Below are 25,800 nucleotides of genomic sequence, written 5' to 3'. Positions count from 1 at the left end.
AGATTTGGTGGTTCCAAATCGAGACGGCGCAACGCGGCTATCAAAGCCCTCAGCGCTACGCAGTAGGTTAAGTAATTAGCCAGACGGGACACTAACGCGCGGCCCATTCAGCCGGTGTAAACGGTTTCGGGTGAAGGGCGTGAATAGTGCCATCCATGATTTGCTGGAATAGCGCCTTGTTGATCAGTTGCTGCCGCTTGATGCTCGACAGACCTTCAAAAACCTCACCTATGACCACTACCATATAATGGTTACCGTCGATCTTTACCTGCACCTCACAATCGGGCAGTGCTTTTTTGACCAGCTCGGTGACTTCGGTGGCGTCCATAGTAAATCCTCAGGTATTTTTGAAATCAGGGGCGGGATTGTAACCAATCCTCGAGGTTGCTCAAAGCGGCAAGAGAAATGAGGCGCTCGGGCGCATCGCTGAAAGACAGCGAAACACCCTGTTTTTCAGCCAACCGACTCCAGCACAGAAGCATGGAGAGAGCAGCACTGTGGGTGGTAGACAAGCCTGACAGATCAACCACCAGACTTTTCAGGTTCTCGCTGGCCGTTTTGATCAGTCGCTCGCCCTCAGCCCGCAGCGGTATCACTGTGTGGGCATCGATAGCGCCGGAGACCGAGAGCACGCCCTCTTTTAACTCGGCCGTCGGAAGCTGTGCTTCCGCGTTCATGACTTGCCCACTTCTTCTTCCAGGTTGAGGGATTTTACCGCATCGCTCCATCCGTCAATCACTACCTGAACCTGCCCTCGGTTGGCTTCCATTTCCTGCGTAAAACGATCCCGGAAAGAAAGGCCGATGTTGACCCCTTCTACAATCACGTTCTCCATCATCCAGTTACTGCCTTCCTTTCGGTACATGGAATAAGTGACTGAGTGGCGATTGCCGGAGGCAGTAATTACCTCCATGGCCACAGAGGCGCGGTTGTCGTCCTGCGGGTTAATGGTGGCGTCGTTAACCTTGATTTTGAAATCTTCAGCGCTCACCAATGCCTGGGCGTAGCTGTCAAACAGGCTGCGTTTGAACTGGACTACAAACTCGTCGCGCTGCTCAGGTGTTGTCTGGCGTGCATAGCGGCCCATTACCCGGGCGGCAATCCTCCGAAAATCCACAAAGCCTTCCAGCGCGTCATCCATGCTCTGGTAGAAGGCTTCCGGGTCACGCTCGTAGAGCCCGCGCTCGGCATTGAGTTGGTCTACCAGGCGCTGGGTGTTTTCATCCACATACCGCTGCAATTCGTCTTCTGGGCCCGCCTGAACCGATGCCACGCATAATGCCATCAGTGTCAGTGCGAGAAAAAATCGCTGTGTTAAAGCAATCACGTGGTTTCTCCTGTTCTGTCGCAAAGCCGGCTTACTTGCCAGACGCAAAGTTGCTGATCAACCGCTCAATGTTCATAGCGGACTGGGTGGAATAAAATGTATCGCCCGGCTTGAGGGAGTCCATTTCGCCGCCGATCGATATATCAATGTACTGCTCACCCAGTAGGCCGGATGTACGTATTACTGCAGCGCTATCGGCTGGAATATTATCCACATCGCCATGAATGGACATGGCAACCCGCGCCTGGAAGGTTTCCTTGTTCAGGGTGATGGAGTCGATGCTGCCCACCGTCACGCCCGCCATGGAAACTCTGCCCCGGGGCGTAATGCCACCAGTGTCGTTAAAATCCGCGTAAATGGTGTAGGTGCTTTGGGCCGACTTGGGGGACAGCCCGCTGACCTGAAGCGCCAGAAAAAGCAGTGCAGCCAATCCGGCAAGCATAAACAGGCCAACTGTGATGTCCGTTGTTCTTTGTGTCATTACCGGCTCCCGGTGTTATCTCGTCAATCGTTAATCAGAAGTTGCCGAACATTACGGCAGTCAGCACAAAATCCAGTCCCAGCACAGCCAGCGAAGAGTACACCACGGTTTTCGTGGTGGCCGAGCTGATTCCCGCTGATGTGGGCACGCAATCGTAGCCCTGGTAAACCGCAATCCACGCGCAGACAAAACCGAAGACCACACTTTTGATCACGCCGTTTACTACGTCGTCCCAGAAGTCCACAGAGGCCTGCATGTTGCCCCAGTAGGAACCTTCAAATACACCGAGCCACTCCACGCCTACCAGCATACCGCCCCAGATACCCACCATCGAAAAAATGATGGCCAGCACGGGCATGGCTATAAAGCCCGCCCAGAGTCTGGGCGCAATAACCCGGCGCAGGGGGTCCACGCCCATCATTTCCATACTGGAGAGCTGCTCGGTCGCCTTCATCAGGCCGATTTCAGCGGTCAACGCAGAACCTGCGCGCCCGGCAAACAGCAATGCGGTCACCACAGGCCCGAGCTCGCGCACCAGGGTGAGCGCAATCATCTGCCCAATAGCCGCTTCGGAGCCAAAATCGCTAAGAATGGTATAGCCCTGAAGGCCCAGCACCATACCGATAAACAGACCAGAAACCACTATGATCGCCAGCGACAGTACTCCAACCGAGTACAGCTGTTTCATCAAAAGCGGAAAACCGGTTGCCGGGCGCGGAACGCCTGACAGCACGCCAGCGAGAAAACGCCCGGCGCGCCCGAGGGAAATAATGAGATCTGCCCCGCTGCGCCCGAAGGAAGCGATTCTGTCGATCAAGAAACACCTCCAGAAAGACCAAAGTCCTCAGAAGCCGCCGAGGATGGGTAATGGAACGGCACTGGGCCATCCGGATGCCCATTCAAAAATTGCTGCACCTGCTCCGACGGGTGATCCTGCAACTCGGCGGGAGTACCTGCTCCAATCACTTTTCCATCCGCGAGGATGCAGGCGTAGTGGCAGATGCTCAGGGATTCTTTAACGTCGTGGGATACCAGAACGCTGGTGAGCCCCATGGAACTGTTGAGATCGCGAATCAGCTTCACCAGCACGCCCATGCCAATCGGGTCCTGCCCAGCAAAGGGCTCATCGTACATAATCAGCTCCGGGTCCAGAGCGATACTGCGGGCCAGGGCCACGCGCCTGTTCATGCCGCCGGAAAGCTCCGACGGCATGAGTTTGCGGGCGCCGCGCAAGCCAACCGCTTCCAGCTTCATCAACACGATGTCGTGAATCATATCTTCCGGCAGTTTGGTGTGCACGCGCATCGGGAACGCCACGTTCTCGTATACGCTCAAATCGGTAAACAATGCACCGCTCTGAAACAGCATGCCCATTTTTTCCCGGAATTTGTAAAGCTCCTTGCGGCGAAGGTCAGAAATCGAGTGACCATCCACCATGACACTGCCAGAGTCTTGCCGAAGCTGGCCGCCGATCAGGCGCAACAAGGTGGTTTTCCCGGTGCCGCTGGGACCCATAATGGCGGTAATTTTGCCACGGGGAATCTCTACGGAAACGCCATTAAAAATACGGCGACCAGAGCGGGAAAATACAACATCCTTCAATGAAATGTACGAGCTCAAACCCATATTCCTTACCTTTCAGCCCATAGCCTTTAGCTTTCGGCCCCTTGCGTTCAGCTCTTCAAGGCACACCACTTGGCTCTCAAAGAGCGGCTACATTATGCCAAGGAGCCCTCAAGCTCAATCAGTGGTACCCAAAATGAATTGATAGCAATGATCAAATTGGCTGATCGTTCCAATGAACTTGCCGTAACCAGGCGGCGCTGGTCACGGGAAATGTTATACTTCGCCAACTATATCGCAATCCCGTACCTTAACGAGAAAGCAGGCCCTTTGCCCGATGACTGAGCAAAAAACATACGACTTCCGGAACCCCGCACTCCAGGCCATTCGCATTGAACGCGATGCAATAAGCGCCCTGGAAAACCGCATTGATGATCACTTTATACGTGCATGTGAAGTCATCATGGCATGCAGAGGCCGGGTTGTAGTGACCGGCATGGGCAAATCCGGTCACATTGGCCACAAAATTGCCGCTACTCTGGCCAGCACCGGAACACCTTCGTTTTTTGTTCATCCCGGGGAAGCCAGCCACGGCGATATGGGTATGATTACCAGCCAGGATGTGGTTATTGCCATTTCGAACAGCGGTAATACCAGCGAAGTGGTTACCATTTTGCCACTTATCAAACGCATGGGTGCGCCGTTGATCAGCATGACCGGCAATCCAACTTCCACTCTGGCGAAAGAAGCGGTTGCGAACCTGGACGTCAGCGTTGAAACGGAGGCTTGCCCGCTCGGCCTGGCGCCGACATCCAGCACAACCGCAACGCTGGTGATGGGCGACGCCCTGGCGGTGGCCTTGCTGGAAGCCCGGGGCTTCAGCGCAGAGGATTTTGCGTTTTCGCATCCCGGCGGCAGCCTGGGCCGTAAACTCCTGCTGCGCGTATCCGACATCATGCATACCGGTGACCGCATACCCATGGTAGATGAAGGCACCACTCTGAGCGGTGCTTTGCTCGAGATATCCCGCAAAGGGCTGGGCATGACCACCGTCGTGAACGCTTCCGGCGCGATGACTGGCATTTTCACAGACGGCGACCTGCGTCGCACCCTGGACAAGTCCATTGATGTGCACACCACCCCAATACGGGATGTGATGACACGCAATGGACGAACCATTCAGCCGGACCAGCTGGCTGCGGAAGCTCTCAACGTTATGGAAGGCCTCAAGATCAGCGCACTCCCGGTTACCGACGGGAACGGCGCTCTCGTGGGCGCCATCAACATGCACGACCTGCTCCGCGCGGGCGTCATTTAAGAGGCAACATGATGGGAGAACTGAAAAGCCCTCTTCAGGAAGCCTGGCCAGAAGCCCTGCTGGCTAAAGCTGCGCGCATCAAGCTTGTTGCCCTGGATGTTGATGGCATCATGAGCGATGGCAAGATCTACTTCAGCGCCAAAGGCGATGAACTGAAAGGCTTCAACATTCTGGACGGCCTGGGCCTGAAGCAGATTATGGCCGCAGGCATTACGATAGCCGTGATCACTGGCCGCAGTTCACCACTGACTGAAAAACGCATGGGAGACCTGGGGATTCCCCATCTGATGCAAGGACGGGAAGACAAGAAAGTCGCTTTGCAGGAGCTGGTGGACAAACTGGACATTCTTCCGGAAGCTATCGCCTATATGGGCGACGACTTGCCGGACCTGCCCGCCATTCGCTACGCAGGCCTCGGAGTTACGGTGCCGAACGGATACTGGCTGGTGCGGGAGCACGCGGATTACTGCACCCTTGTTAACGGTGGCAGCGGCGCTGTACGCGAACTTTGTGATTTGCTGCTGACAGCAGGAAATCACCTCAGCGCAACCCTGATGCCTTACCTGGAATCATAACCATGGCAACGAGCAAAAAGACCAGCCTGCTTTCCGCACTGGCCATGGCAAACAGGCCCCGGCTTCGTATGTTGGCGCTTGCGACCACAATTGTGGCTGCAGTTTTCCTGCTGTGGCAAAGTGACGAGTCGCCAATGACCAGTTATAGCGACGCAAGGCAACTGCGGGGTGATGCCGAACCCGATGGCTTTGTGGTCAACGGCAACTATACCTCTTACGATGAAACAGGCCAGCGCAAGATCGTTTTCACAAGCCCTCGTATCGAACAGTTTGAAGACGAAAACCTGGCGACCATGAAGTCGCCCAACGCAGAGCTATTCAGCGCAACCGATCCCGAGCCCTGGATTCTCGAAGCCGATAATGGCAGCCTGCTTCGAAATCAGGACCTGCTGGACCTTACCGGCAATGTTCGTGTAGTGCGGACCATTGGTGACCGGACAGCAACGCTGAATACTGAAAGCCTGACCTTGGATAATGATCAGGGCATCGTCTATACCGATGATCCGGTGGTCATTGTCGACAGCGTTGGTACTACCCGGGCAAAGGGTATGAAAGCGTGGATCAATGAACGCATTCTGGAACTCAACTCCCAGGTGGAAGGACGCTATGAAACCGTTAAGTAAACCCACGCTCAGGCTTCTGGCCACCATTCTGGCAGTAGGCCTTGCTGCTCCGGCGGTGGCCTTTGACCTTAACTCCGATAAACCGATCACCGTTAGCGCCGACAGCGCCCGCCTGGACGACGGCAAGGGCATTGCGACATACACAGGAGCGGTTGAACTGATTCAGGGTAAAACCCGCCTGACGGCGGAACGGGTCGTGCTGTACCGCAGCGCCGACGGTCTCAACCGCATTGAAGCAAATGGCTCACCCGCCCGCTACCAGCAGCCAGTTACCAGCGGCGAAGGTGAAACCGACGCCAGAGCCCTGAACATCACCTGGTCGGCCTCAGACAAGCGGCTCACCTTTGAGCGAGAGGCGGAGATTGAGCAGAACGGCAACGTGTTCCGCGGAGACATCATTCATTATGATACCGAACAACGTGTCGTCACGGCTGAGGGAAGCGAGGATACCGGCTCTGGCCCGGGACGAGTTGAGATGGTTATCCAGCCAGGCAGTGGCACTATCAACAACAGCGACTAGCCAAGAGCAACAGCAATCAGCAGCAACTCCGGCAATTAACAGCAGATTACGGTAAACAGGGATCCGATGGCAGTTCTCAGAGCAAGTAACCTGGCAAAAAGCTACAAGCAGAAAAAAGTGGTCATCGATGTCTCGCTGGAAATTCGCAGCGGTGAAATCGTCGGCCTGCTCGGGCCAAACGGTGCCGGCAAAACCACTTGTTTCTACATGATCGTGGGTCTGGTGAACGCCGACAACGGCCGCATAACCATCGACAGTCAGGACATTACGCCATTACCCATGCACGGGCGCGCCCGTAAAGGCATCGGCTACCTGCCGCAGGAAGCCTCGGTATTCCGCAAGCTCTCGGTGCGGGACAACATCATGGCGATTCTGGAAACCCGCAAGAAACTCAGCCGTGCTGAGCGTCTGAGCAAACTCGAGCAACTGCTGGAAGAGTTCCACATTACCCATATTCGCGACAGCTTGGGCATGGCGCTTTCCGGGGGCGAACGCCGCCGGGTTGAAATTGCCCGCGCTCTGGCAATGGAACCTGCCTTCATTCTGCTGGACGAGCCGTTTGCCGGTGTAGATCCTATCTCCGTCAGTGATATCAAACAGATTATCCGCCATCTCCGCGACAAGGGCATCGGTGTTCTGATCACCGATCACAACGTGCGCGAAACGCTGGATATCTGCGAGAACGCGTACATCGTATCCGGTGGCCACATTATCGCTTCCGGAAACTCGGAATCCATTCTGGCCAACCAACAGGTCAAAGAAGTTTATCTTGGCAACGAATTTCGCCTGTAAACCCTGTTTTCAACACCGGGGTAACCCCGTTAGATTGTTTTGCTGACCCGGAGCAAGTAAACTCGGCAAAGAACTTGCTAGGGCGTTCTTGAGTGGCGGCAAGTAGCCGCCGTACAAAGATTTTTTAGCTGGCGCAAGAAATTCAGAACGGGTATGAGTGACGGATCCTGAGCGATGGTTATGAAAGCCTCATTACAATTAAAGCTGGGTCAGAGCCTGACAATGACGCCCCAGCTGCAACAGGCGATCAGGCTTCTGCAGTTATCAACCCTCGACCTTCAGCAGGAAATCCAGCAAGCACTGGAATCCAATCCCCTGCTGGAAACGTCAGACGATGATGACCAGAGTCAGGATAGCGCCCCCCGACGACAGCACTGCTGATATCTCTGGCGATAACACGACTGATACGACTGCTGACGCTGCCAGCACCGACTGGGATGAGAGTGAAACCGGCCCGGACTGGCAGTCTGAAAACGAAATCCCGGATACGCTTCCCGATGATCTTCCCGTTGATACAGCCTGGGAAGACGTTTACCAGTCCGCCCCTGCTCCGGCCGCGCGGAATGACGACGAGAACGACCACGATTTCGAGACCCGGAATTCACCGGCCGAAACTCTCAGGGATCACCTTGAGTGGCAGCTTAATCTCACACCTCTGAGTGAGCGGGACCAGGCCATTGCCCACGCATTGATGGATGCCGTAGACGAGCGCGGGTACCTCACCAGTTCTCTTGACGAGATATACGCAGGCCTGACCGACGAGACCGATGAAGATCCCCTTGAGATGGATGAGGTAGAAGCTGTTTTACGCCGGCTACAATACTTCGATCCACCGGGTGTTTTCGCCCGGGACCTTCAGGATTGCCTGTTGATCCAGCTAAACCAGATGCCCCCGGACACCCCCTGGCTGGCCCAGGCGCGCCTGGTTATCACCCATTACATAAACCTGCTGGGCAATCGCGATTATGCCCAGCTGCTTCGTCGCAGCCGCCTTAAAGAGGAACAACTGCGCGACGTTCTGGCGCTGATCACCAGCCTCAACCCGCGGCCTGGTGACATCATTGATCGCACGGAACCCGATTACGTCATTCCCGATGTCATCGTCCGCAAACACAACGGCCGCTGGCGCGTGGAACTGAATCCGGAAATTGCTCCGCGCATACGCGTGAATGCCAGCTATGCTTCATTAATAAAGCGCGCCGATAGCAGTGCTGATAACACTTACCTCCGCGACCAGCTCCAGGAAGCGAAGTGGTTCATAAAGAGCCTGCAAAGCCGTAACGAAACACTGCTGAAGGTTGCCACTCGTATCGTTGAATATCAGCAGGGTTTTCTCGATTACGGGGAAGAAGCGATGAAACCGCTGATCCTCTCGGATATTGCCCAGATTGTGGAAATGCATGAATCCACCATTTCCCGCGTAACCACGCAGAAATACATGCACACGCCCCGGGGCATTTTTGAACTGAAGTACTTTTTCTCCAGCCACGTCAGTACCGACGAGGGCGGCGAATGTTCTTCCACGGCGATCCGAGCAATGATCAAAAAGCTGATTGCGGCCGAAACACCGAAAAAGCCGTTGAGTGACAGCAAGATTGCGGCCATGCTGGGCGAACAAGGAATTAACGTGGCGCGGCGCACGGTTGCCAAGTACCGCGAGGCGATGCACATTCCGCCCTCGAACGAACGTAAACGCCTGGTTTAAATCGGCACAGTTTAACGGTTCACAAGAATTTCGCAGGCGCAGCCACAAGCGCCCGCACTCAGGCCGGCTCCCCGGAGCTGGAACGGATGACAACAGGAGACGTCTATGCAACTCAACATTTCAGGCCATCACGTAGAACTGACTCCCGCCCTGAAGGATTATGTATCCGAGAAATTTGAACGACTGGAGCGGCACTTCGACCACATCAGTAACTGCCAGGTAACCCTGGAAGTCGATAAGGTTCGTCAGATCGCGGATGCTACGCTCCACGTGGTGGGTGGTGAGATTCACGCAAAGGCGGAAAACGAGGACATGTACGCAGCGATCGACGGCCTCGTCGACAAGCTTGACCGACAGATCCTCAAGCACAAAGAGAAGAGTCTGGACAGGATGCAGGGGAACACCGCCCGCTAGGCGGTAGTTTTCAGGCATGTCATCTAATCAGGCTGCGGCGCGGACAACGTGCCGCAGCTTTTTTTAAACGGAAGCGCGGTCGATTCATGAGCGACACATCCCTGACGATAGACAACATTCTTGCACCGGAACTGACCCTGTGTAAGGTACCCGCATCAAGTAAAAAGCGGGCTTTGGAGTTCATTGCCGAGCAGATCCGTCAGCACAATGATTCACTCAGCGAAAGCCAGATCTTCAACAACCTGATCGCTCGCGAGCGGCTGGGCAGCACGGGAATTGGCCAAGGGATCGCCATCCCTCACTGTCGTCTGGAAGGGCTGGAACACGTGATTGGCGTTCTGATGACTCTGGAAGAAGCGGTCGAGTTTGACGCTATTGACAACCAGCCGGTGGATCTTGTGTTTGCGCTTGTTGTGCCTAAAGAAGCCACCAGCGAGCACCTTGAATTGCTCAGCCAGCTCGCCGAAAAATTTAATGACCGCACCTTCTGCGACCACATCAGGCAGTGCGAAGATGCGGATACGCTTTACCAACGCATGACCGCCGTAAGCGGCTGATATCCACTCTGGTAACAGGCTGTTTCATCATGAAGCTGATCATCGTCAGTGGCCGGTCCGGCTCCGGCAAGAGTACCGCTCTTCACGTACTGGAAGACCTCGGATACTACTGTATTGATAACCTGCCAATCGGGCTTCTGTTCCCGCTCACCCGGGAAGCCGCCAACCAGAGCGCACCGGGACGGCTCGACAAAATGGCGGTCAGCATTGATGCCCGCAACCTCTCCGGGGAGCTAGCTAATTTTGAGGAGATCTACCGCAAACTTCGCAGAGACGAGATTCAGGTAGAGATCATCTTTCTGGATGCCGATGAGCAGTCCTTGCTGCAGCGTTTCCACGCCACCCGGCGCAAGCATCCGTTGAGTGATGACAAAACCTCTCTCAAAGAGGCCATCAACAACGAAAAGAGCCTGCTCGAACCTCTTTCCAAGCTCTCGGACCTCTACATCAACACCAAAGGGCTGTCGATGTACGAACTCCGGGATATGGTGAAACAGCGTGTGGCCGGCCGGAAAGAGCAGGAACTGGCCCTGCTTTTCCAGTCTTTCGGTTTCAAACACGGCGTACCACTGGATTCCGATTACGTGTTTGATGTTCGCTGCCTGCCCAACCCCTACTGGGACACCAGCCTGCGCAAATTTACCGGCCTTGACCAGCCGGTTATCGAGTTTCTTGAGAAAGAGCCTGCAAGCCGGAAAATGGTAAACGACCTTATTGCGTTCCTGGAAAACTGGATTCCCTCTTTTGCAGACAGCAATCGCAGCTACATGACCATTTCCATTGGATGCACCGGCGGCCAGCACCGCTCGGTTTATATCTGCGAGCAACTGGGACGGCATTTCCGGGAGCACAGCAGCAATGCCCAGGTACGTCATGCCGAGTTGCCGCATTTGCAGGCCCCTGATGAGGCCTGATACAGCGTGATACGCCAGCCGATTGTTATTATCAATAAACTTGGCCTGCATGCCCGGGCCACAGCCAAACTGGTTGCCACCGCATCGGCGTTCCCTTGCTCCGTGAGGGTCTGCGGCAAGGGTCGTGAGGTGGATGCAAAAAACATCATGCAGGTGATGATGCTCGCTGCCAGTAAAGGCACAGAAGTGGAGCTTGTGGCGGATGGCCAGGGTGAGCAGGAAGCTATTGAAGCCTTGGTCACGCTGATCAACGACTATTTCGGCGAAGGCGAATAAGCCGCCATTTTTTACAGCACATCCCCGCAACTCTTTCTCACGTGCACCGCCTAACTCCGCTATAATGCAGGCGTTTTCTGACTGCAGGTGATTCATGTCCGAGATTCCGGAGAAAAGCCAGGCCCGCCAGCGTTTACGCTCACTGAGCGAAGCGCTGGACAGTGGCGCCCTGAAACAGGTCGCACGAATTCTCAATGGCGGTCTGAGCCCCAGTGATATCGCTCACCTGCTCGAATCTTCGCCACCGCGTCAGCGGGCCCTGCTCTGGAATCTGGTCGACAAACAACTGGAAGGCGATGTTCTCCAGTACCTCAACGAGGACATCCGAGCCGAATACCTGAGCCGGCTGAACGCCCAGGAACTGGCAGACATCATCGAGGACTTCGAGTCCGACGATCTCGCCGACCTTCTGCAACAGTTACCGGATACGGTGATCCAGGAAGTTCTGGACACCATGGACGAACAGGACCGGCAACGGGTCGAAGAGGTGCTTTCCTACCCGGAAGACACCGCTGGCGGCCTTATGAACACGGACACCATTACCGTGCGACCGGACCTCAGCATTGATGTTGTGTTGCGATACCTTCGCCGGCACCGGGCTCTGCCGCCGATGACCGACAGCCTGATTGTTGTAAATCGCCGCGACGAATTTATCGGCATGCTACCTATTACGACAATGCTGGTATCCAACCAGACGGCAACCGTGCGGGAGGTCATGGATACCGATATAGAACCAATACCCGTCACCCTCTCCGACACCAAAGTAGCCCACCTGTTTGAGCGCTACGATTTGATTTCTGCACCCGTAGTGGACGACGAGGGGCGCCTGCTGGGCCGGATTACCATCGATGACGTGGTGGATGTTATCCGCGAGGACGCGGACCACTCACTGATGAGCATGGCCGGCCTTGACGACGACGAGGACACCTTTGCACCGGTCTGGAAAACCACCAGGCGCAGGGCTGTGTGGCTTGGCATTAATCTGCTCACCGCTTTTATTGCGTCTGGCGTGATCGGTTTGTTCGAAGACACCATCGACAAAGTCGTGGCCCTTGCGATACTGATGCCTATTGTGGCCAGCATGGGAGGCATCGCGGGCAGCCAGACCTTGACCCTGGTAATCAGGGGTATGGCCGTGGGACAGATCAGCGGCGCCAACGTGGGCTGGCTGCTGAACCGGGAGTTTCTTGCCGGTATTCTAAACGGCCTGCTCTGGGCAGTGTTGGTCGCGATAGCCGCCATGGCCTGGTTTCAGGACATAATGATCGGAGTGATCATTGCTGCCGCGCTGGTGATCAACCTGGTTGCCGCCGCGCTGGTGGGCACAGTACTGCCGCTGTTCCTGAAATCCCGCAACATAGACCCGGCACTGGCAGGCAGCGTTATACTGACAACCGTCACCGACGTGGTGGGCTTCACATCATTTCTCGGCCTTGCCGCCCTCTTCTACGCCTGACCCGAAAAACCTGGAAGGAACAATGATCGACAACGACCAAGACAACCAAGATGAGGCCCCGCAATATTCCGGCCCCAGCAAATCCCAGCTCAAGCGGGATATGCACGCGCTCCAGAACATTGGCAAGCGAATGACAGAGCTGAGCAACGAGCAGCTTGATACGCTGACCATCAGCGATACTCTTAGAAGCGCCATTGAGGAATCCCGCAGGATTCGCCAAAACGAAGCCAAACGGCGCCACTTGCAGTACATCGGCAAGATCATCCGGCAAGAAGACGATCCGGAAGCAGTGCAGCGAGCTATCGATGCTTTTGATTCAGGAAGCGAGGAACACACTCGCCGTCACCACCTGGCGGAGCGCTGGCGTGACCGTATGATTGCAGAAGGGGATTCGGTGGCCGGTGAGTTCTTCAATTATTGCCCTGGCGCTGATATACAGCACTTGCGCAACCTGGTTCGCAACGCGCGCCGCGATGTGGAAAAGCAGAACAACACCGGTCAGACCCGAAAACTGTTCCGTTATCTGCGGGAGTGCGTTGACGAAGCCGAGGCGTAAAACTCAGGCCTAAAGCCGTCGATGCTCCCACACCGGCATCCGGGAACGGGTTTGCTCCATAAGCTCCAGATTCAACTCTGCAGTAACAACACCGGGGCCTTCGTCGATCTCGGCAACCACTTTACCCCATGGGTCACAGATAAGGCTGTGCCCCCAGGTGGTCCGCTGTGAGCTGTGCTGACCGCCCTGTGCCGGTGCGACCACCCATATCTGGTTTTCAATAGCCCGGGCACGAATCAAGGGGTGCCAGTGTGCATTGCCTGTTTGCCAGGTAAACGCACTGGGCAGACACACCCACTCCGCGCCCTGCTCCCGAAGTGCCCGAAAGAGCTCAGGAAATCGCAGGTCGTAACAGATGGCAAGGCCCAGTTTACCCGCCGGCGTATCCACTGTGACCACCTGACGGCCTGATTCGAAGGTATCTGATTCGCGGTATTGGCCATGGGCATCGTCTACCACTGCATCGAACAGGTGTATTTTATCGTAACGTCCTACTTCCGCGCCCTTATCATCAAATACCAGGCAGGTAGCCCGTACTCGCCCGTCAACCAGGGCTCCGTCGGGGCGCGTCGCCATAGGAAGAGAGCCGCCCACTACCCATAGTTTGTTACGGCGGGCCTGCTCTGAAAGAAAAGTGCGAATAACAGGGTCTGGTCCCGCTTCGCGCTGACCACAGGCGATCATCTTGCCTGTCGCCAACAGGGCAAAATTCTCCGGCAAAACGGCCACAGATGCGCCGTCTCGTGCCGCCTGAGCCAACAGCTTTTCAGCTTTCGCCAGGTTCGCCGACATATTGTGCGTAGTTACCATCTGGATAGCCGCAACGCGACTGGAAACCGGACTACTCATAGGCACCCCCATCATTTACCGGTATCAAATACCTGCCTCAGATCCACTTTGGGATCGTCCCAGGTGCCGGTAACGTTATAGGTGGCGCTGGTCAGTTTGCTCAGTGGATCGCCCAACACCTTGTCCAGTACAAAAAGAGCGCCACCTATCGGCGCGCCTGCCCCCATCAGCAGCGCTGCCAGTGGCAGATTCTGAGTCAGCGGCAGCACGACGACAAGGCGCATATCAAGAATCTCATTCGCCATATCGGTAGTGCCGCTGAGCTTGAAGGCGCCTGATGGCCCCACCACCTGAAGTTCCGGGTCCATGGTCAGCAAGCCATCACCGAGCTTGGCCGTTCCTGAGATGGCATCAAATGCGACACCTCGTTCATAGAGATCCGAAAAGTCCAGCTTCAGCCTGCGCCATAGCGTATCGGAGTTGAGCAGGTTGAAAATCCGGAACACCTGGGCGCTGTTGTTGCTCTGCAGGATCACGCCATCGTCCAGACGAAAGCTGACTGAACCGCTAAGACTCGCCAATTCAAACTCATCCGGGCGCCCCGGCCAGTCAAGATCCAGCTCGATATTCGTCTGCTTGTTGGAAAGTGGAATCTCCGAATCGAAAAGCTCCCCCAGATCCGCCAGCGCCCCCCCGGATATGGACCCTGAAAACTTGCTGGTCTCCCGGTTGTCTATAACCCCCCAGGTCATGTCGCCCTTCAAGACGAGAGAATTGAGCTGACCTTCGATTCCTGTGACATTGAGCTGTTGATGCTGAGGCCGAAGTTGGAGCGACCAGCGACCCAGGCTGTCGTCATTGAGGAGCAATTCGGATATCGTGATATCCACATCTGGCCAGTTCACCATATCCATTGCCCGAAAAGCTTCCAGCTGTTGTTCTATGGTCAAAAGCTCCGGTGTATCTTTCGCACTGGTATTATCCCTAAGGAGCCTTAGCACTTCGAAATTTGCGGTGATCGCGCGGTCGTCGTCGGGAAAAACGATTCGGCCAACAGCACGTTCCGAATTGGTGGTAAGTACCCAGCGATCACCCAGGTCCAGTGCTTCAAGGTGGATGTTCGTCAGAGTCTGATCGCCGAGGTAAAGCTCGTCGAACGTCAGCTCTACGCCAGAGGCTTTCAACAACAGGTCAAAAGTCGCGCGATCCTCCCAACTGCCGGTGATCCCGACACCGTTTGCTGATTCGGGATCAATGCGGGCGACCAGCGGAGCTGCTTCTTCCGACTTTTTCGAAAACGGGCCTGGCCATTCGATGGACAGCCCTTCAAGGCTGGAGCGAACGGTAATGCGGGCCGCTGTGCCCGTCGCCACATCCAGTTCTGCAGAGTAATCTATGCTGCCTTTCAGGCCGTAACTTTCCTTACCATCGCCACTGCCGGATCCGACATCGGATCCCGTCAACCCAGCTTGGCGAAGCGCGCTCGGCACAGAAATGGTGCCGATCTGACGGATAGTGAGTATGTCTGGGCCAGACGCGTTACCCGACAAAGCCTGGCCGAACATCACCCTGACCGGTTCGCCCAAAAATTGGGCGCGAAGCGGGTCTCCGGAAAAACCTTTGCTCGTGTGATAGGTCAGGGAGCCGGAAATACCTTCCCAACTCAAATCCGCGTCCGGATAGCCCACATAACCATTCGAGGTACTGACATCGGCTTTTACTTCGACTTCCTCAGCGCTATCCAGTGGCAGGTCAATGTCCAGATCAAGCGCGTAATCGCCACCGTACTCCAGGCTTGCGGCTTGCTGCCCTGCCATTGCCCCAAAGGGGCTATTGGCCATCCAGAACGCCACGGCATTGCCCGGCACCGGCGCTGACGCATGTACTCGGACAAGACCTCCGTTATCCCCGGGAACCACTTCAACCGTGCTCGGGTTCAGTACCAGGCCGCCCGTTTTCCCGGCCTCAAGGGAGACAAGAGTGTCGCCATTTTGTACAACGACGCGCCCTTTCGCTCCCGTTACCTCCGGCCACGCTTCGTCATACCGCACGGTGCCATTTTCAAACTCATACCACATGGACGAAACAAATGAGCCGGGCGGCGCGTCCGCACCGATCTGGCCATGGCCGTAATAGACGCCTGATGTGATATCAGCCTCCTGAATTGCGCTCGTGAGCCAGTCGTACAAGCCCGCATCTACCAGTTTTTCAGGCACGAAATCTGCCAACATGGAAGCATCTGCATTCTCGACACCCACTCTCAATCCCAGATCGTCTTCACCTTGCTGGTTGAGCTTGAGATCAAAAGCTCCGTTGAACCGGGCGCTTTCACCGTAGCTCAACCGTATATCGTCCGAATACACACGAGTGACCGGGCCATCCAGTTGCCAGGCGACGGTGGCATCCAGTTCAGGCAGAGACCACTCACTGCCAAAGAGCTCGGGAAACGCGAGAGTAACGGGTTGACTACCAGAACGGGCTTTCACATAGCCAGAGCTGTCATCAACATAAATAAAGCCATTCACATTATTTGCCGCCGGCGCACCGCCATAAGCAGCAGCCCCAGCATTCCTCATACGCCCGGACAACTCGAAACGGTTGCCATCCGTACCGGGAATGTTGAGCGTCATACTGTCAAGAAATCCAACCGGCCGATAATCTTCCAGCGCCTCCCGGGCCACGTCCGGAAGCAGTGGCAGCGCCCCTGCAAAGCGTCTTAGCGGACGCAGAGGAAGAGCATCAGCCGTTACTGAGAAACCCTCCAGCTTGGGGGCCAGCAGCAGGCTGAACGGGGGGACACTGTCCCCATTCCAGGTCCAGGCGAGCTGTTTCAGGTGCCATTCTCCAATGGTTGCTGATTGCTCGCCTTCGTCATCCGGTTCTCCCATTACCGCAGAATGACGGCGCCAGCCGAAACGGGCGCTGATATCCTCCAGCGGTGCCAAGGATTCACCGGCAACACCAAGCTGCAGATAAGGCGTTCTTACCGTTCCGTTGACTTGCTGCAAGAGACCTTCCCGAAAGGTAAGCCAGGCCTCGCCGCCCAGATCAAACCCCTCTATACGCATGTCTCGCCACTGATATTCATCAATCAGCCCGTCGAACAGTCGCCCGGAATCGAGATCGAGATACAACTGGCCAGTAAAGTCACCGCGAAAGAACTGCTTTCCTACCAGAGTAAAACTGGCAAGCTGTTGGGTTGTTGCAGATTGCAGGGCGCGCCCGGACGCACGGAAAAGACCCTGATGATAGAGAAGATCAAGTTGGGGGATATCAAGGTGTCTGAGCTGGCCCTGGTTATCGCGAATGCCAAGACTGACGCGCGTCACTTTTATGTAGGGTTCCGATAACCATTTCCCGGACACATCCAGCCAATGCCGGAACCGGTTGTTCAGGGGCTCTGGCAAGTCGGCGCCTCGAACCCCAACGTCGCCACTATCCTTCTGGTTCAGTGTCAACTCAAGCCCTTCGGCTTCAAAGTCCTCAAACACAATTCTGAAACGCATCAGCGACGCCAGGGCGTCGAAACGAATAGTAAGGTGCTGCAGGCTCAGCACCTGCACCCCGGAGTCGGGGTTCGTCACTTCTATGTTTTTCGCGGTAAAGGAGGGGTCCAGCCAGAACCAGCGAGATGAGAGATGATCAATGCGCACATCGTGCCCGAGGCGGGCAGAAAGCTCACGGGAAAGGTCCTCCCGGAAAGCATCAACGTTCTGGGTGAGTTGTCGGCCAATCCCGGCATAAAGCGCAAACAGCACCAGAACAACCACCAGAAACCACCAGATGGCACTGCTAAGCAGCGCTATCAGACGGGTAGGCAGGCGTTGAGAGGCAGGCATAGGGAATATTACTCCCTGCGCCGGTGTATCGCCCCGAAATCAGAGCAAAACGACATCGTACTGCTCCTGACTGTAGAAGGGTTCTACCTGGAAACGGACCGTCTTGGCAATGAAGGTTTCAAGATCCGCCACGTTGTCGGATTCCTCATCAAGAAGTCGATCTACCACGCTCTGGGAAGCCATCACGAGATAGCTTTCTGCGTCGTAGGCACGGTTTACCCTCAGAATTTCCCGGAAAACCTCGAAACACACGGTCTCGCTGGTTTTCAGGAAACCTCTGCCATCACAGATCGGGCAGGGTTCGCACAAAACCTGGCCGAGGCTTTCTGTGGTTCGCTTACGTGTCATTTCCACAAGGCCCAGTTCGGACACGCCGGTAATCTTGGTTTTGGCGTGGTCCCGTTCGAGCATCTTTTCCAGCATTCTGTGAACCTGGCGTTTATGTTCTGCATCTTCCATATCGATGAAGTCGATGATGATGATGCCGCCCAGGTTACGCAGGCGCAGCTGACGGCTGATCGCTCGGGCCGCCTCCAGGTTGGTTTTGAAAATGGTCTCTTCCAGATTCCGATGCCCCACAAACGCGCCGGTATTTATATCGATTGTGGTCATTGCCTCAGTCTGATCAATGATCACGTAGCCACCGGATTTGAGCTGCACCTTGCGGCTAAGCGCCTTCTGGATCTCGTCTTCCACCGAATAGAGGTCAAAAATCGGGCGCTCGCCAGGGTAATACTCAACCTTGTCGGCAAACTCAGTCACAAACTCGTCAACAAACTCCATAACCCGTTGGTGGCTCTCGCGGCTGTCGATGCGCACTTTTTCTGTCTGCGGCCGGATGAGATCACGAATGGTGCGGATGAACAGCGGCAAATCCTTGTACACGGCTGCAGGCGCCTGCGCTTTCTCAATCCGCTCGTGAATGGACTGGCTGAGATGATGCAGATAGTTCATGTCTGCCATCAGCTCTTCTTCCGATGCAGCCTCAGCCGCGGTGCGGATGATATAACCGCCCTTCACATCAGGGTGTGCCGCTGCGCCCTCTTCAACGAGGGATTTTAGCCGGGTACGTTCGGCATCGTCTTCGATCCTCTGGGAAATGCCCACGTGACTCACATCGGGCATAAAAACCAGGTAGCGGGAGGGGATGGAAAGCTGGGTGGTGAGGCGGGCGCCTTTTGTACCGATAGGGTCCTTGGTAACCTGCACTACCAATGACTGTCCTTCCCTCAACAAGGTACGGATATCCGGAACCGCTTTCGGCCCGTCGCTGGAATCTGCAGTGCTTTGCTGGCTTGAGACCACATCGGAGGCATGAATAAAAGCAGCCCTTTCCAGGCCAATGTCTACAAACGCCGCCTCCATACCGGGAAGCACGCGTACAACCTTGCCTTTGTAGATATTACCGACAATGCCCTTGCGACTGGCGCGCTCGATATACGCTTCCTGCAGCATACCGTTCTCGACCAGCGCGACCCGGGTTTCGACCGGCGTTACGTTGATCAGGATTTCTTCGCTCATGATTGGCTCTCCCGACTACTCGGCCAGTGTGTCCAGACAGGGCAGCCGGCATCTGCCAGCAAGGCAGCTGTTTCCTGCAATGGCAGGCCAACAACCGCACTGTAGCTCCCTTTAAGTTCTTTCACAAAAATACCACCAAGACCCTGAATTCCATAACTTCCGGCCTTATCCATGGGCTCTTCCGTGGCTACGTAGGCTGCAATTTCTTCGCTCTGCAACGTGCGAAACGTAACTTCGGTTGTCACCAGGCAAGATGTACATACACCGTTTTGGGCCAACGCGATGGCTGTCATAACCTGATGGGTTGAGCCAGAAAGCCGACCTAACATGGCCCTCGCTTCACGGTGGTCAGATGGCTTACCAAGGATCTCACCGTCAAGCACCACCGACGTATCGGAGCCAAGAACCTGTGTATCGGCAAAGCTGCACGCAACCGCAAGCGCTTTCTCACGCGCCAGCCGCTCAACGTAATCACCGGGCATTTCTGCAATTCGTGGGGTTTCGTCAATATCCGCAGGCTGTATCGTAAATCGGACACCGATCTGCTCAAGAAGTTCTGAGCGGCGCGGCGACGCAGAAGCAAGAATAATGGGGATCATGACTATCCAAGCTTCCGGTTGATGTTATCCATCAGTATGGAAAACACGGGCCATATCAAGGCACTGGTCAGTGCTGGCCACAGGTAGCTGAAACCGGCATCCTCGCCTCCGAACACCTGCTTGAGGAAATGCACCAGCATCTGGTTTATACCCAGAAGCAGAAACACCATAAGGCACTGCTGCGGCCAAGGGTACATCCTCAGCCGTTGGTGAATGGTGAGCACAAGAAACGCGATCAGAGCCATCCCCAAGGCATTAACACCCAACGGCGTTGCTTCCAGCACATCGAGCAACAGGCCGAGACACCAGGCAAACAGGACACCGAACTGAGCTGGAGCCCGGAACGTCCAGTAGAACACAATCAAGCCAAGCCACTCAGGCCGGAACTCGAACCAACCAACGGGAAACAGGGAAATGCTCAATACCAGTGATGCGATCACTGACAGCACAAATATCGGATAACTGATTACCGATAACATCAGCCCTGCCCCTCCTGCTCTGAATCGGAGGCAACCGGCTCAGGCCGAGGCCCGCCTTTGGGCGGAAAAACCACCAGCACCAGACGACTTTGATTGAGCTGTGCCTTTGGCCGCGCCCGAATCGATACAAAAGGTTCGCCGGGCTCTTTGTTGATCAAGCTGACTTCGGCAACCGGATAGCCTCTTGGGAAACGCCCGCCGAGGCCGGAGCTGACAAGCAGGTCCCCCTCACGAATATCAGCTGTGTCAGGCACATGAACAAGGTCAAGGGTTCCCGAATCGCCGGTGCCCAGAAGAATGGCTCTCAGCCCGTTCCGCACCACTTCAACCGGCACCGCATGACTGCTGTCGGAAACAAGCAGTACACGGGAGGTTACCTGGCTAGTCTGCACTACCTGCCCCATCAGCCCATGGGCGTCCAGTATTGCCTGCCCGACCTGCAAGCCATCGCTACGGCCTTTATTGATGATAATTTCATGGGAATAGGGGTCTGGCGACACGCTCACCACTTCGCTGACGATAACCCGATCATCCAGAAGCTCCGAGGAATTCATCAGACGGCGGAGCTCGTTATTTTCAGAGGCCAGAGCGGCGTACTTGAGGGCCCTTCGCTCAAGAATGAGCAGGCGGGCTTTCAGATCTTCATTTTCCTGTTTCACGTCTTCGCGGGTGGTAAACAGCCCGGCAACCCAGTCACTGAACTGATAGGGCGCATTGCCAAGCCAGTAAACAGGAGTGAGGCCGGTGGCCAGAGTACTGCGAACAGGTGCGAGCCGATCAAACTGCTGATCGGCAACAATAAGGGCTGCAGATACAATTATTACGAGCAATAGCCTGAGGCCAGGCACTGGCCCCTGGACAAAAATGGTTTTAATGGCGATCCCTCCCCAAAGGATTATCCCTCCGGTGAGAACATTCCGATGCCACCCCGGTCAATAACTTCCAGCGCCTTGCCGCCACCACGGGCAACACAGGTCAGCGGATCCTCGGCAATGATCACCGGCAACCCGGTTTCTTCACTGATCAACTTGTCCAGCCCGCGCAGCAGCGCGCCACCGCCGGTCAGTACAATGCCTCGCTCGGCGATATCCGAGGCCAGTTCTGGCGGGGACTGCTCCAACGCACTTTTAACGGTCTGTACAATCTGCGCCAGGGATTCCTGAAGCGCATCCAGAATTTCTTCACTGTTCAGCGTAAACGCCCGTGGCACACCTTCGGCCAGGTTACGTCCACGCACATCAATTTCCAGAATCTCCAGGCCCTCATAAGCACAACCTATTTCATGCTTGATACGCTCGGCGGTCGAATCACCGATCAGGCTTCCGTAGTTACGACGCACATAGGTAACGATGGCTTCGTCGAATTTGTCACCACCCACCCTCACAGAATCAGCGTATACGATGCCGTTAAGGGAAATAATGGCAATTTCCGAGGTACCACCACCTATGTCCACAATCATCGAGCCGCTGGCTTCTTCGACTGGCAGGCCGGCACCGATGGCGGCCGCCATAGGCTCTTCAATAAGGAACACTTCCCGTGCACCGGCACCAAGGGCCGACTCGCGAATAGCTTTGCGCTCCACCTGAGTGGATTTGCTGGGAACACACACCAGAACCCGTGGGCTCGGGGTAATAAAGCTGTTCTCATGCACCTTGTGAATAAAGTGCTGGAGCATTTTTTCGGTCACTACAAAGTCGGCAATTACGCCGTCTTTCATGGGTCGAATGGCGGTGATGTTGCCGGGCGTGCGACCCAGCATGCGCTTCGCCTCGGCGCCCACGGCAGCGACCGTTTTCGTGGAGTTAGTGGTACGAATGGCTACAACGGAAGGCTCGTTCAGCACAATCCCGCGGTCACGCACGAAAATAAGGGTGTTGGCGGTGCCCAGATCGATGGACAGGTCGCTGGAAAATAAGCCTCGGAGTCTTTTAATCAACATTCGTGTAGTTTCAACCTGAGAGTTGCGGTTGCGGAAAGATGCGGCAACTTTAGCAGTGCCCCCCCGCGCAGGCAAGGCGCAGCCCGTTGCAAAGGCAAATGATATTGCTCTGAGCATGAACAAATGTTCATATGCCTCGAGGGCCTGCATCCTGTCGCACGCTAATTGCTGGTTGACGCAGGCGGTGAGTTGAACTTTGCTTCACACTGAAGATGGCCCGAAAGGCCACCCACACCACTCTGATCAACCTGCCACCGTTGAGGCCAACGTTGAGAATACCAAAGATTAACCTGCCGCTGTGCTTCAATACGGCGCGCCTTGGCTGGCGTTTACTTTTGATTGTGGCGCTAACGGTTTTTGCTCCCTCTTTGACTCTGGCTCAGCAAAACGAAGCCGAGCCAGCTGGCGCAATTACCCTTGAGCCGGGAGCCGACAGCGACGCGCTGATCGCGCAGCGCCTTTCCAGTATTTTTTCCCAGATTCCACAGTTCGAGTCATTGGAGGTTAACGTTAATAGCGGCGTGGTGGCGCTGTCGGGGCAGATCGCGAACGAGGCTCAGGCCCAGCGTGCATTGAAGCTGGCTGGCCGGGTGGAAGGCGCCATCGCAGTCGATGACAGAGTTGTTCGCACTCTGGACTTGCAAGACAACCTCAACCCACTGTGGGATTCGCTGCAGAACACGCTACGCGGTTGGGTAAGAGCCCTGCCCTTGTTGCTGGTGGCATTCAGTATTTTTGCATTTGTTGCGTTCGCCGGGCACCGCCTTGCAGGCCACACACCTCTATGGTCACGACTGACCAAGAATCCGTTTCTGGGAGAGCTTGCGGGCCACGCGGTCCGGCTGGTTACAATACTTCTGGGTCTGTTGCTCGCCCTGAACATACTCGGGGCTACGGCCTTGATGGGCACCCTTCTGGGCGGCGCGGGCGTGCTGGGGCTGGCCATCAGCTTTGCCGTCAAAGACTCCATGGAGAACTACATATCCAGCATTATGCTGAGCATCCGCCAGCCGTTCAGGGCTCAAGAGCATGTAATCATCAATGATTATGAAGGCGTTGTGGTGCGGCTTACGTCGCGCTCCACGGTATTGATGACGCTGGACGGCAACCATTTGCGCATTCCTAACGCGACGGTTTTCAAGGCCGTTATTCTGAACTACTCCCGAAATCCGCAGCGCCGCTTTGATTTTGTTCTGGGAGTAGACGCAGAAGACGACCCGGCACTGGCTATACAAACCGGCCTCGCGGCCATGCAACAGCTTGACTGGGTGCTGGACGACCCCGAGCCCAACGGAATTATCGAATCCGTGGGTGATTCCAATATTCTTATCAAATTCATGGCCTGGATTGACCAGCGCGAATCCGATTATGGCAAAGCCCGCAGTCTCTCCATTCGTGCCGCCAAGAATGCACTGGAAACCCGGGGATTCACCTTGCCCGAACCCATATACCGACTGCGCTTCGATCAAGCGCCCGCCACGCTGGCTGCCATCGACTCATCCGAAAAGTCCGCGATAGCGGAAAAGCCGAGCAAAGGCGCACTTGAATCCGCGCCCGAGCCGCCGCCTGATGATGTGTTGAATGTGCGCCCGGACACCCATATTTCCCGACAAGTACGGGAAGAGCGCAATGACACCAGCGCCGAAGACCTGCTGGACGATACCCGACCGATTGAATAGATTTGCGACCGCGCAGCACCCCTCCCGCCCAGCCGCGAATCTGTTACCATAACGGCCTTCATAAAAACGCCGCTTTATACTTTGGAGCCAACGTGACCATTTCCCGCGAAGACATTGAAAAAGTCGCCGTGCTGGCCCGTATCCGTCTCGATGAAGAGCAGATACCGGCGCTGGAAAACGACCTGGGCAATATTCTCAGCCTGGTTGACCAGCTCAGCGCCGCCGATACCGACAGCGTAGAGCCGCTGGCTCACCCGCTGGATGCCGTGCAGCGTTTGCGCACCGACGACGTGACCGAGACCAACCAAAGGGAAGCCTTCCAGGCCATCGCGCCGGCTACCGAAGACGGCCTTTATCTCGTACCTCGGGTTATTGAGTGATCTGACGAATCCCACCATCAGCCCACCATCAGGATTGAACATGCATAACAAATCCGTAGCAGAGCTTTCCCGCGAGCTGGAAAGCGGCAAGATTTCAAGCGTGGAACTGACCCGTGAGTTCCTCGACCGCATCAAAGCCGAAGACGGCCAGTACAACAGCTTTATTACCGTAACCGAAGATAAGGCCATGGCCGATGCCAAAGCCGCTGACGAGCAGCGTGCAGCGGGCCAAGCCAGCGTTTGGACAGGCGTCCCCTTCGCCCACAAGGACATCTTCTGCACCAACGGCGTTGCCACCACCGCCGGCTCGAAAATGCTGGCCAATTTTGTGCCGCCCTACGACGCTACGGTAACCGCCAACTTTCGCGCAGCGGGCGCGGTATGCCTTGGCAAAACCAATATGGACGAGTTCGCCATGGGCTCATCCAACGAATCCAGCTTTTTCGGCCCCGTGACCAACCCCTGGGGCCTGAGCAATGGCCAGAAACGCGTACCGGGTGGCTCCTCCGGCGGTTCCGCAGCGGCCATTGCGGCACGCCTGGTACCTGCAGCCACGGCTACGGATACCGGCGGCTCAATCCGCCAGCCCGCCGCACTATGCGGCGTCACTGGCCTGAAGCCCACTTACGGCCGGGTGTCCCGCTACGGCATGATTGCCTTCGCCTCCAGCCTGGATCAAGGCGGCACCATGGCGCGCACGGCAGAAGACAACGCTTTGATGCTGAATGTTATGGCCGGGTTCGATCCTAAGGACTCCACCTGCGTTGATCGCGCCGTGCCGGACTACACCGCCACTTTGAACGAGCCTCTAAAAGGCCTGCGCATTGGCCTTCCGAAAGAGTATTTCTCAGACCAGCTCAACCCTGCGATGGAGCAGCAGGTGCGCAATGCAGTGAAGGAATACGAGAAGCTCGGCGCCACTGTGAAAGAAGTCTCACTGCCCCACGCCAAGTTAGCTATCGCTGCCTACTACGTGATTGCCCCGGCCGAAGCCTCCGCTAACCTGTCGCGCTTTGACGGCGTGCGTTATGGCTATCGCTGCGAAGATCCGCAGGATCTGAACGACCTTTATACCCGCACCCGCGCCGAAGGCTTCGGAGGCGAGGTAAAGCGCCGCATTCTCGTGGGCACCTATGCGCTCTCAGCCGGCTATTTCGATGCCTATTACCTGAAAGCCCAAAAGGTTCGCCGTCTGATCCAACAGGACTTCATTAATGCGTTCAAGGAAGTGGATGTGCTGATGAGCCCGGTTTCGCCTTCACCTGCGTTTGTGCAGGGCGAGAAGACCAGCGACCCGGTGACCATGTACCTGGAAGATATTTTCACCATTGCCGTAAACCTTGCAGGCGTTCCAGCCATGTCGGTTCCGGCAGGTTTTGTTGACGGCCTGCCGGTCGGGTTGCAGATTATCGGGAACTATTTTGAAGAGGCCCGTCTGCTGAACGCAGCTCACCAGTTCCAGCAGGTTACCGACTGGCACCAGAAGCTTCCCCAGTAA

At 55.9% G+C, this 25,800-nt stretch carries 27 protein-coding genes and 1 pseudogene; 15 read left to right on the top strand and 13 right to left on the bottom strand.

What is annotated here, in order from left to right; all coding sequences use genetic code 11:
• Positions 1–91 precede the first annotated feature (91 nt).
• The 6 genes from FFI90_RS01430 to FFI90_RS01405 all read right to left on the bottom strand — a co-directional run bounded on the left by FFI90_RS01430 (position 92) and on the right by FFI90_RS01405 (position 3,434).
• A complete protein-coding gene (locus tag FFI90_RS01430; protein ID WP_144775835.1) occupies positions 92–328 on the bottom strand; it encodes a BolA family protein in 237 nt (78 codons plus the stop codon).
• A 25-nt stretch (positions 329–353) separates the two neighbouring features.
• A complete protein-coding gene (locus FFI90_RS01425; RefSeq protein WP_144775834.1) occupies positions 354–677 on the bottom strand; it encodes an STAS domain-containing protein in 324 nt (107 codons plus the stop codon).
• Entirely contained in the window at positions 674–1,285 is a 612-nt protein-coding gene (locus FFI90_RS01420; protein WP_144777174.1) for an MlaC/ttg2D family ABC transporter substrate-binding protein, read from the bottom strand. Before FFI90_RS01420 ends, FFI90_RS01425 begins: the two co-directional genes overlap by 4 nt.
• 73 nt (positions 1,286–1,358) lie before the next feature.
• Positions 1,359–1,808 carry an outer membrane lipid asymmetry maintenance protein MlaD gene (gene mlaD, locus FFI90_RS01415; protein WP_144775832.1) on the bottom strand — a complete coding sequence of 150 codons (450 nt, stop codon included), beginning with the start codon at positions 1,806–1,808 and terminating at the stop codon, positions 1,359–1,361.
• Between the two features lie 34 nt (positions 1,809–1,842).
• Positions 1,843–2,625: a lipid asymmetry maintenance ABC transporter permease subunit MlaE gene (gene mlaE, locus FFI90_RS01410; RefSeq protein WP_144775830.1), complete on the bottom strand. Its 783-nt coding sequence runs from the start codon at positions 2,623–2,625 to the stop codon at positions 1,843–1,845.
• Positions 2,622–3,434 (bottom strand): ABC transporter ATP-binding protein, encoded by an 813-nt coding sequence (locus FFI90_RS01405; protein WP_144775828.1) that lies wholly within the window; start codon positions 3,432–3,434, stop codon positions 2,622–2,624. The genes mlaE and FFI90_RS01405 overlap by 4 nt, the downstream gene beginning before the upstream one ends.
• A 274-nt stretch (positions 3,435–3,708) precedes the next feature.
• Here FFI90_RS01405 and FFI90_RS01400 point away from each other — a divergent pair, with 274 nt between their 5' ends.
• The 12 genes and pseudogenes from FFI90_RS01400 to yjgA all read left to right on the top strand — a co-directional run bounded on the left by FFI90_RS01400 (position 3,709) and on the right by yjgA (position 13,077).
• Entirely contained in the window at positions 3,709–4,689 is a 981-nt protein-coding gene (locus FFI90_RS01400) for a KpsF/GutQ family sugar-phosphate isomerase (RefSeq protein WP_144775826.1), read from the top strand.
• Positions 4,690–4,697: 8 nt separating this feature from the next.
• Positions 4,698–5,264: a KdsC family phosphatase gene (locus tag FFI90_RS01395; RefSeq protein WP_425463071.1), complete on the top strand. Its 567-nt coding sequence runs from the start codon at positions 4,698–4,700 to the stop codon at positions 5,262–5,264.
• A 2-nt stretch (positions 5,265–5,266) separates the two neighbouring features.
• On the top strand, positions 5,267–5,887 hold the full coding sequence (gene lptC, locus FFI90_RS01390; RefSeq protein WP_144775824.1) for an LPS export ABC transporter periplasmic protein LptC: 621 nt from the start codon (positions 5,267–5,269) through the stop codon (positions 5,885–5,887).
• Positions 5,871–6,407 carry a lipopolysaccharide transport periplasmic protein LptA gene (lptA, locus tag FFI90_RS01385; RefSeq protein ID WP_144775822.1) on the top strand — a complete coding sequence of 179 codons (537 nt, stop codon included), beginning with the start codon at positions 5,871–5,873 and terminating at the stop codon, positions 6,405–6,407. Before lptC ends, lptA begins: the two co-directional genes overlap by 17 nt.
• 66 nt (positions 6,408–6,473) lie before the next feature.
• A complete protein-coding gene (gene lptB, locus FFI90_RS01380; protein WP_144775821.1) occupies positions 6,474–7,199 on the top strand; it encodes an LPS export ABC transporter ATP-binding protein in 726 nt (241 codons plus the stop codon).
• Between the two features lie 180 nt (positions 7,200–7,379).
• Positions 7,380–8,904: pseudogene (locus FFI90_RS01375) on the top strand (RNA polymerase factor sigma-54).
• A 105-nt stretch (positions 8,905–9,009) separates the two neighbouring features.
• Complete coding sequence (gene hpf / locus FFI90_RS01370) at positions 9,010–9,318, top strand: ribosome hibernation promoting factor (protein WP_144775819.1); 309 nt, start codon at positions 9,010–9,012, stop codon at positions 9,316–9,318.
• A gap of 86 nt (positions 9,319–9,404) precedes the next feature.
• Complete coding sequence (gene ptsN, locus FFI90_RS01365) at positions 9,405–9,875, top strand: PTS IIA-like nitrogen regulatory protein PtsN (RefSeq protein ID WP_144775817.1); 471 nt, start codon at positions 9,405–9,407, stop codon at positions 9,873–9,875.
• Positions 9,876–9,904: 29 nt separating this feature from the next.
• Complete coding sequence (gene rapZ / locus FFI90_RS01360) at positions 9,905–10,789, top strand: RNase adapter RapZ (protein ID WP_144775815.1); 885 nt, start codon at positions 9,905–9,907, stop codon at positions 10,787–10,789.
• A 6-nt stretch (positions 10,790–10,795) separates the two neighbouring features.
• Complete coding sequence (locus FFI90_RS01355) at positions 10,796–11,065, top strand: HPr family phosphocarrier protein (protein ID WP_144775813.1); 270 nt, start codon at positions 10,796–10,798, stop codon at positions 11,063–11,065.
• 94 nt (positions 11,066–11,159) lie between these two features.
• A complete protein-coding gene (mgtE, locus tag FFI90_RS01350) occupies positions 11,160–12,521 on the top strand; it encodes a magnesium transporter (RefSeq protein ID WP_144775811.1) in 1,362 nt (453 codons plus the stop codon).
• 22 nt (positions 12,522–12,543) lie between these two features.
• Complete coding sequence (gene yjgA, locus FFI90_RS01345) at positions 12,544–13,077, top strand: ribosome biogenesis factor YjgA (RefSeq protein ID WP_144775809.1); 534 nt, start codon at positions 12,544–12,546, stop codon at positions 13,075–13,077.
• Positions 13,078–13,086: 9 nt separating this feature from the next.
• Here yjgA and FFI90_RS01340 read toward each other — a convergent pair whose 3' ends face one another.
• The 7 genes from FFI90_RS01340 to FFI90_RS01310 are packed head-to-tail and all read right to left on the bottom strand — an operon-like array spanning position 13,087 to position 22,240.
• Entirely contained in the window at positions 13,087–13,926 is an 840-nt protein-coding gene (locus FFI90_RS01340) for a carbon-nitrogen hydrolase family protein (RefSeq protein ID WP_144775807.1), read from the bottom strand.
• A gap of 11 nt (positions 13,927–13,937) precedes the next feature.
• Positions 13,938–17,705, bottom strand: coding sequence for a YhdP family phospholipid transporter (locus tag FFI90_RS01335; RefSeq protein ID WP_144775805.1), 3,768 nt, complete (start codon positions 17,703–17,705; stop codon positions 13,938–13,940).
• A gap of 39 nt (positions 17,706–17,744) precedes the next feature.
• Complete coding sequence (gene rng, locus FFI90_RS01330; RefSeq protein WP_144775803.1) at positions 17,745–19,226, bottom strand: ribonuclease G; 1,482 nt, start codon at positions 19,224–19,226, stop codon at positions 17,745–17,747.
• The gene (locus FFI90_RS01325) at positions 19,223–19,825 is read right to left on the bottom strand and encodes a Maf family protein (RefSeq protein WP_144775801.1); all 603 of its coding nucleotides are present in this window, start codon (positions 19,823–19,825) and stop codon (positions 19,223–19,225) included. Before FFI90_RS01325 ends, rng begins: the two co-directional genes overlap by 4 nt.
• A 2-nt stretch (positions 19,826–19,827) precedes the next feature.
• Positions 19,828–20,304: a rod shape-determining protein MreD gene (mreD, locus tag FFI90_RS01320; RefSeq protein WP_144775799.1), complete on the bottom strand. Its 477-nt coding sequence runs from the start codon at positions 20,302–20,304 to the stop codon at positions 19,828–19,830.
• Positions 20,304–21,170, bottom strand: a complete 867-nt coding sequence (mreC, locus tag FFI90_RS01315) for a rod shape-determining protein MreC (protein ID WP_144775797.1) — start codon at positions 21,168–21,170, stop codon at positions 20,304–20,306. Before mreC ends, mreD begins: the two co-directional genes overlap by 1 nt.
• A 29-nt stretch (positions 21,171–21,199) precedes the next feature.
• Entirely contained in the window at positions 21,200–22,240 is a 1,041-nt protein-coding gene (locus FFI90_RS01310; protein ID WP_144777172.1) for a rod shape-determining protein, read from the bottom strand.
• Between the two features lie 272 nt (positions 22,241–22,512).
• Here FFI90_RS01310 and FFI90_RS01305 point away from each other — a divergent pair, with 272 nt between their 5' ends.
• From FFI90_RS01305 to gatA, 3 genes are all read left to right on the top strand, one after another.
• Positions 22,513–23,922, top strand: a complete 1,410-nt coding sequence (locus FFI90_RS01305; RefSeq protein ID WP_186317894.1) for a mechanosensitive ion channel domain-containing protein — start codon at positions 22,513–22,515, stop codon at positions 23,920–23,922.
• Positions 23,923–24,014: 92 nt separating this feature from the next.
• Positions 24,015–24,302: an Asp-tRNA(Asn)/Glu-tRNA(Gln) amidotransferase subunit GatC gene (gene gatC, locus FFI90_RS01300; protein ID WP_144775793.1), complete on the top strand. Its 288-nt coding sequence runs from the start codon at positions 24,015–24,017 to the stop codon at positions 24,300–24,302.
• A gap of 40 nt (positions 24,303–24,342) precedes the next feature.
• On the top strand, positions 24,343–25,800 hold the full coding sequence (gene gatA, locus FFI90_RS01295) for an Asp-tRNA(Asn)/Glu-tRNA(Gln) amidotransferase subunit GatA (protein WP_144775791.1): 1,458 nt from the start codon (positions 24,343–24,345) through the stop codon (positions 25,798–25,800).

This window comes from Marinobacter maritimus (assembly GCF_007671675.1).
Taxonomy (GTDB): domain Bacteria; phylum Pseudomonadota; class Gammaproteobacteria; order Pseudomonadales; family Oleiphilaceae; genus Marinobacter; species Marinobacter maritimus.
The sequence above is the reverse complement of the archived record's forward strand: the minus strand, read 5'-3'. Positions and strand labels throughout refer to the sequence as shown.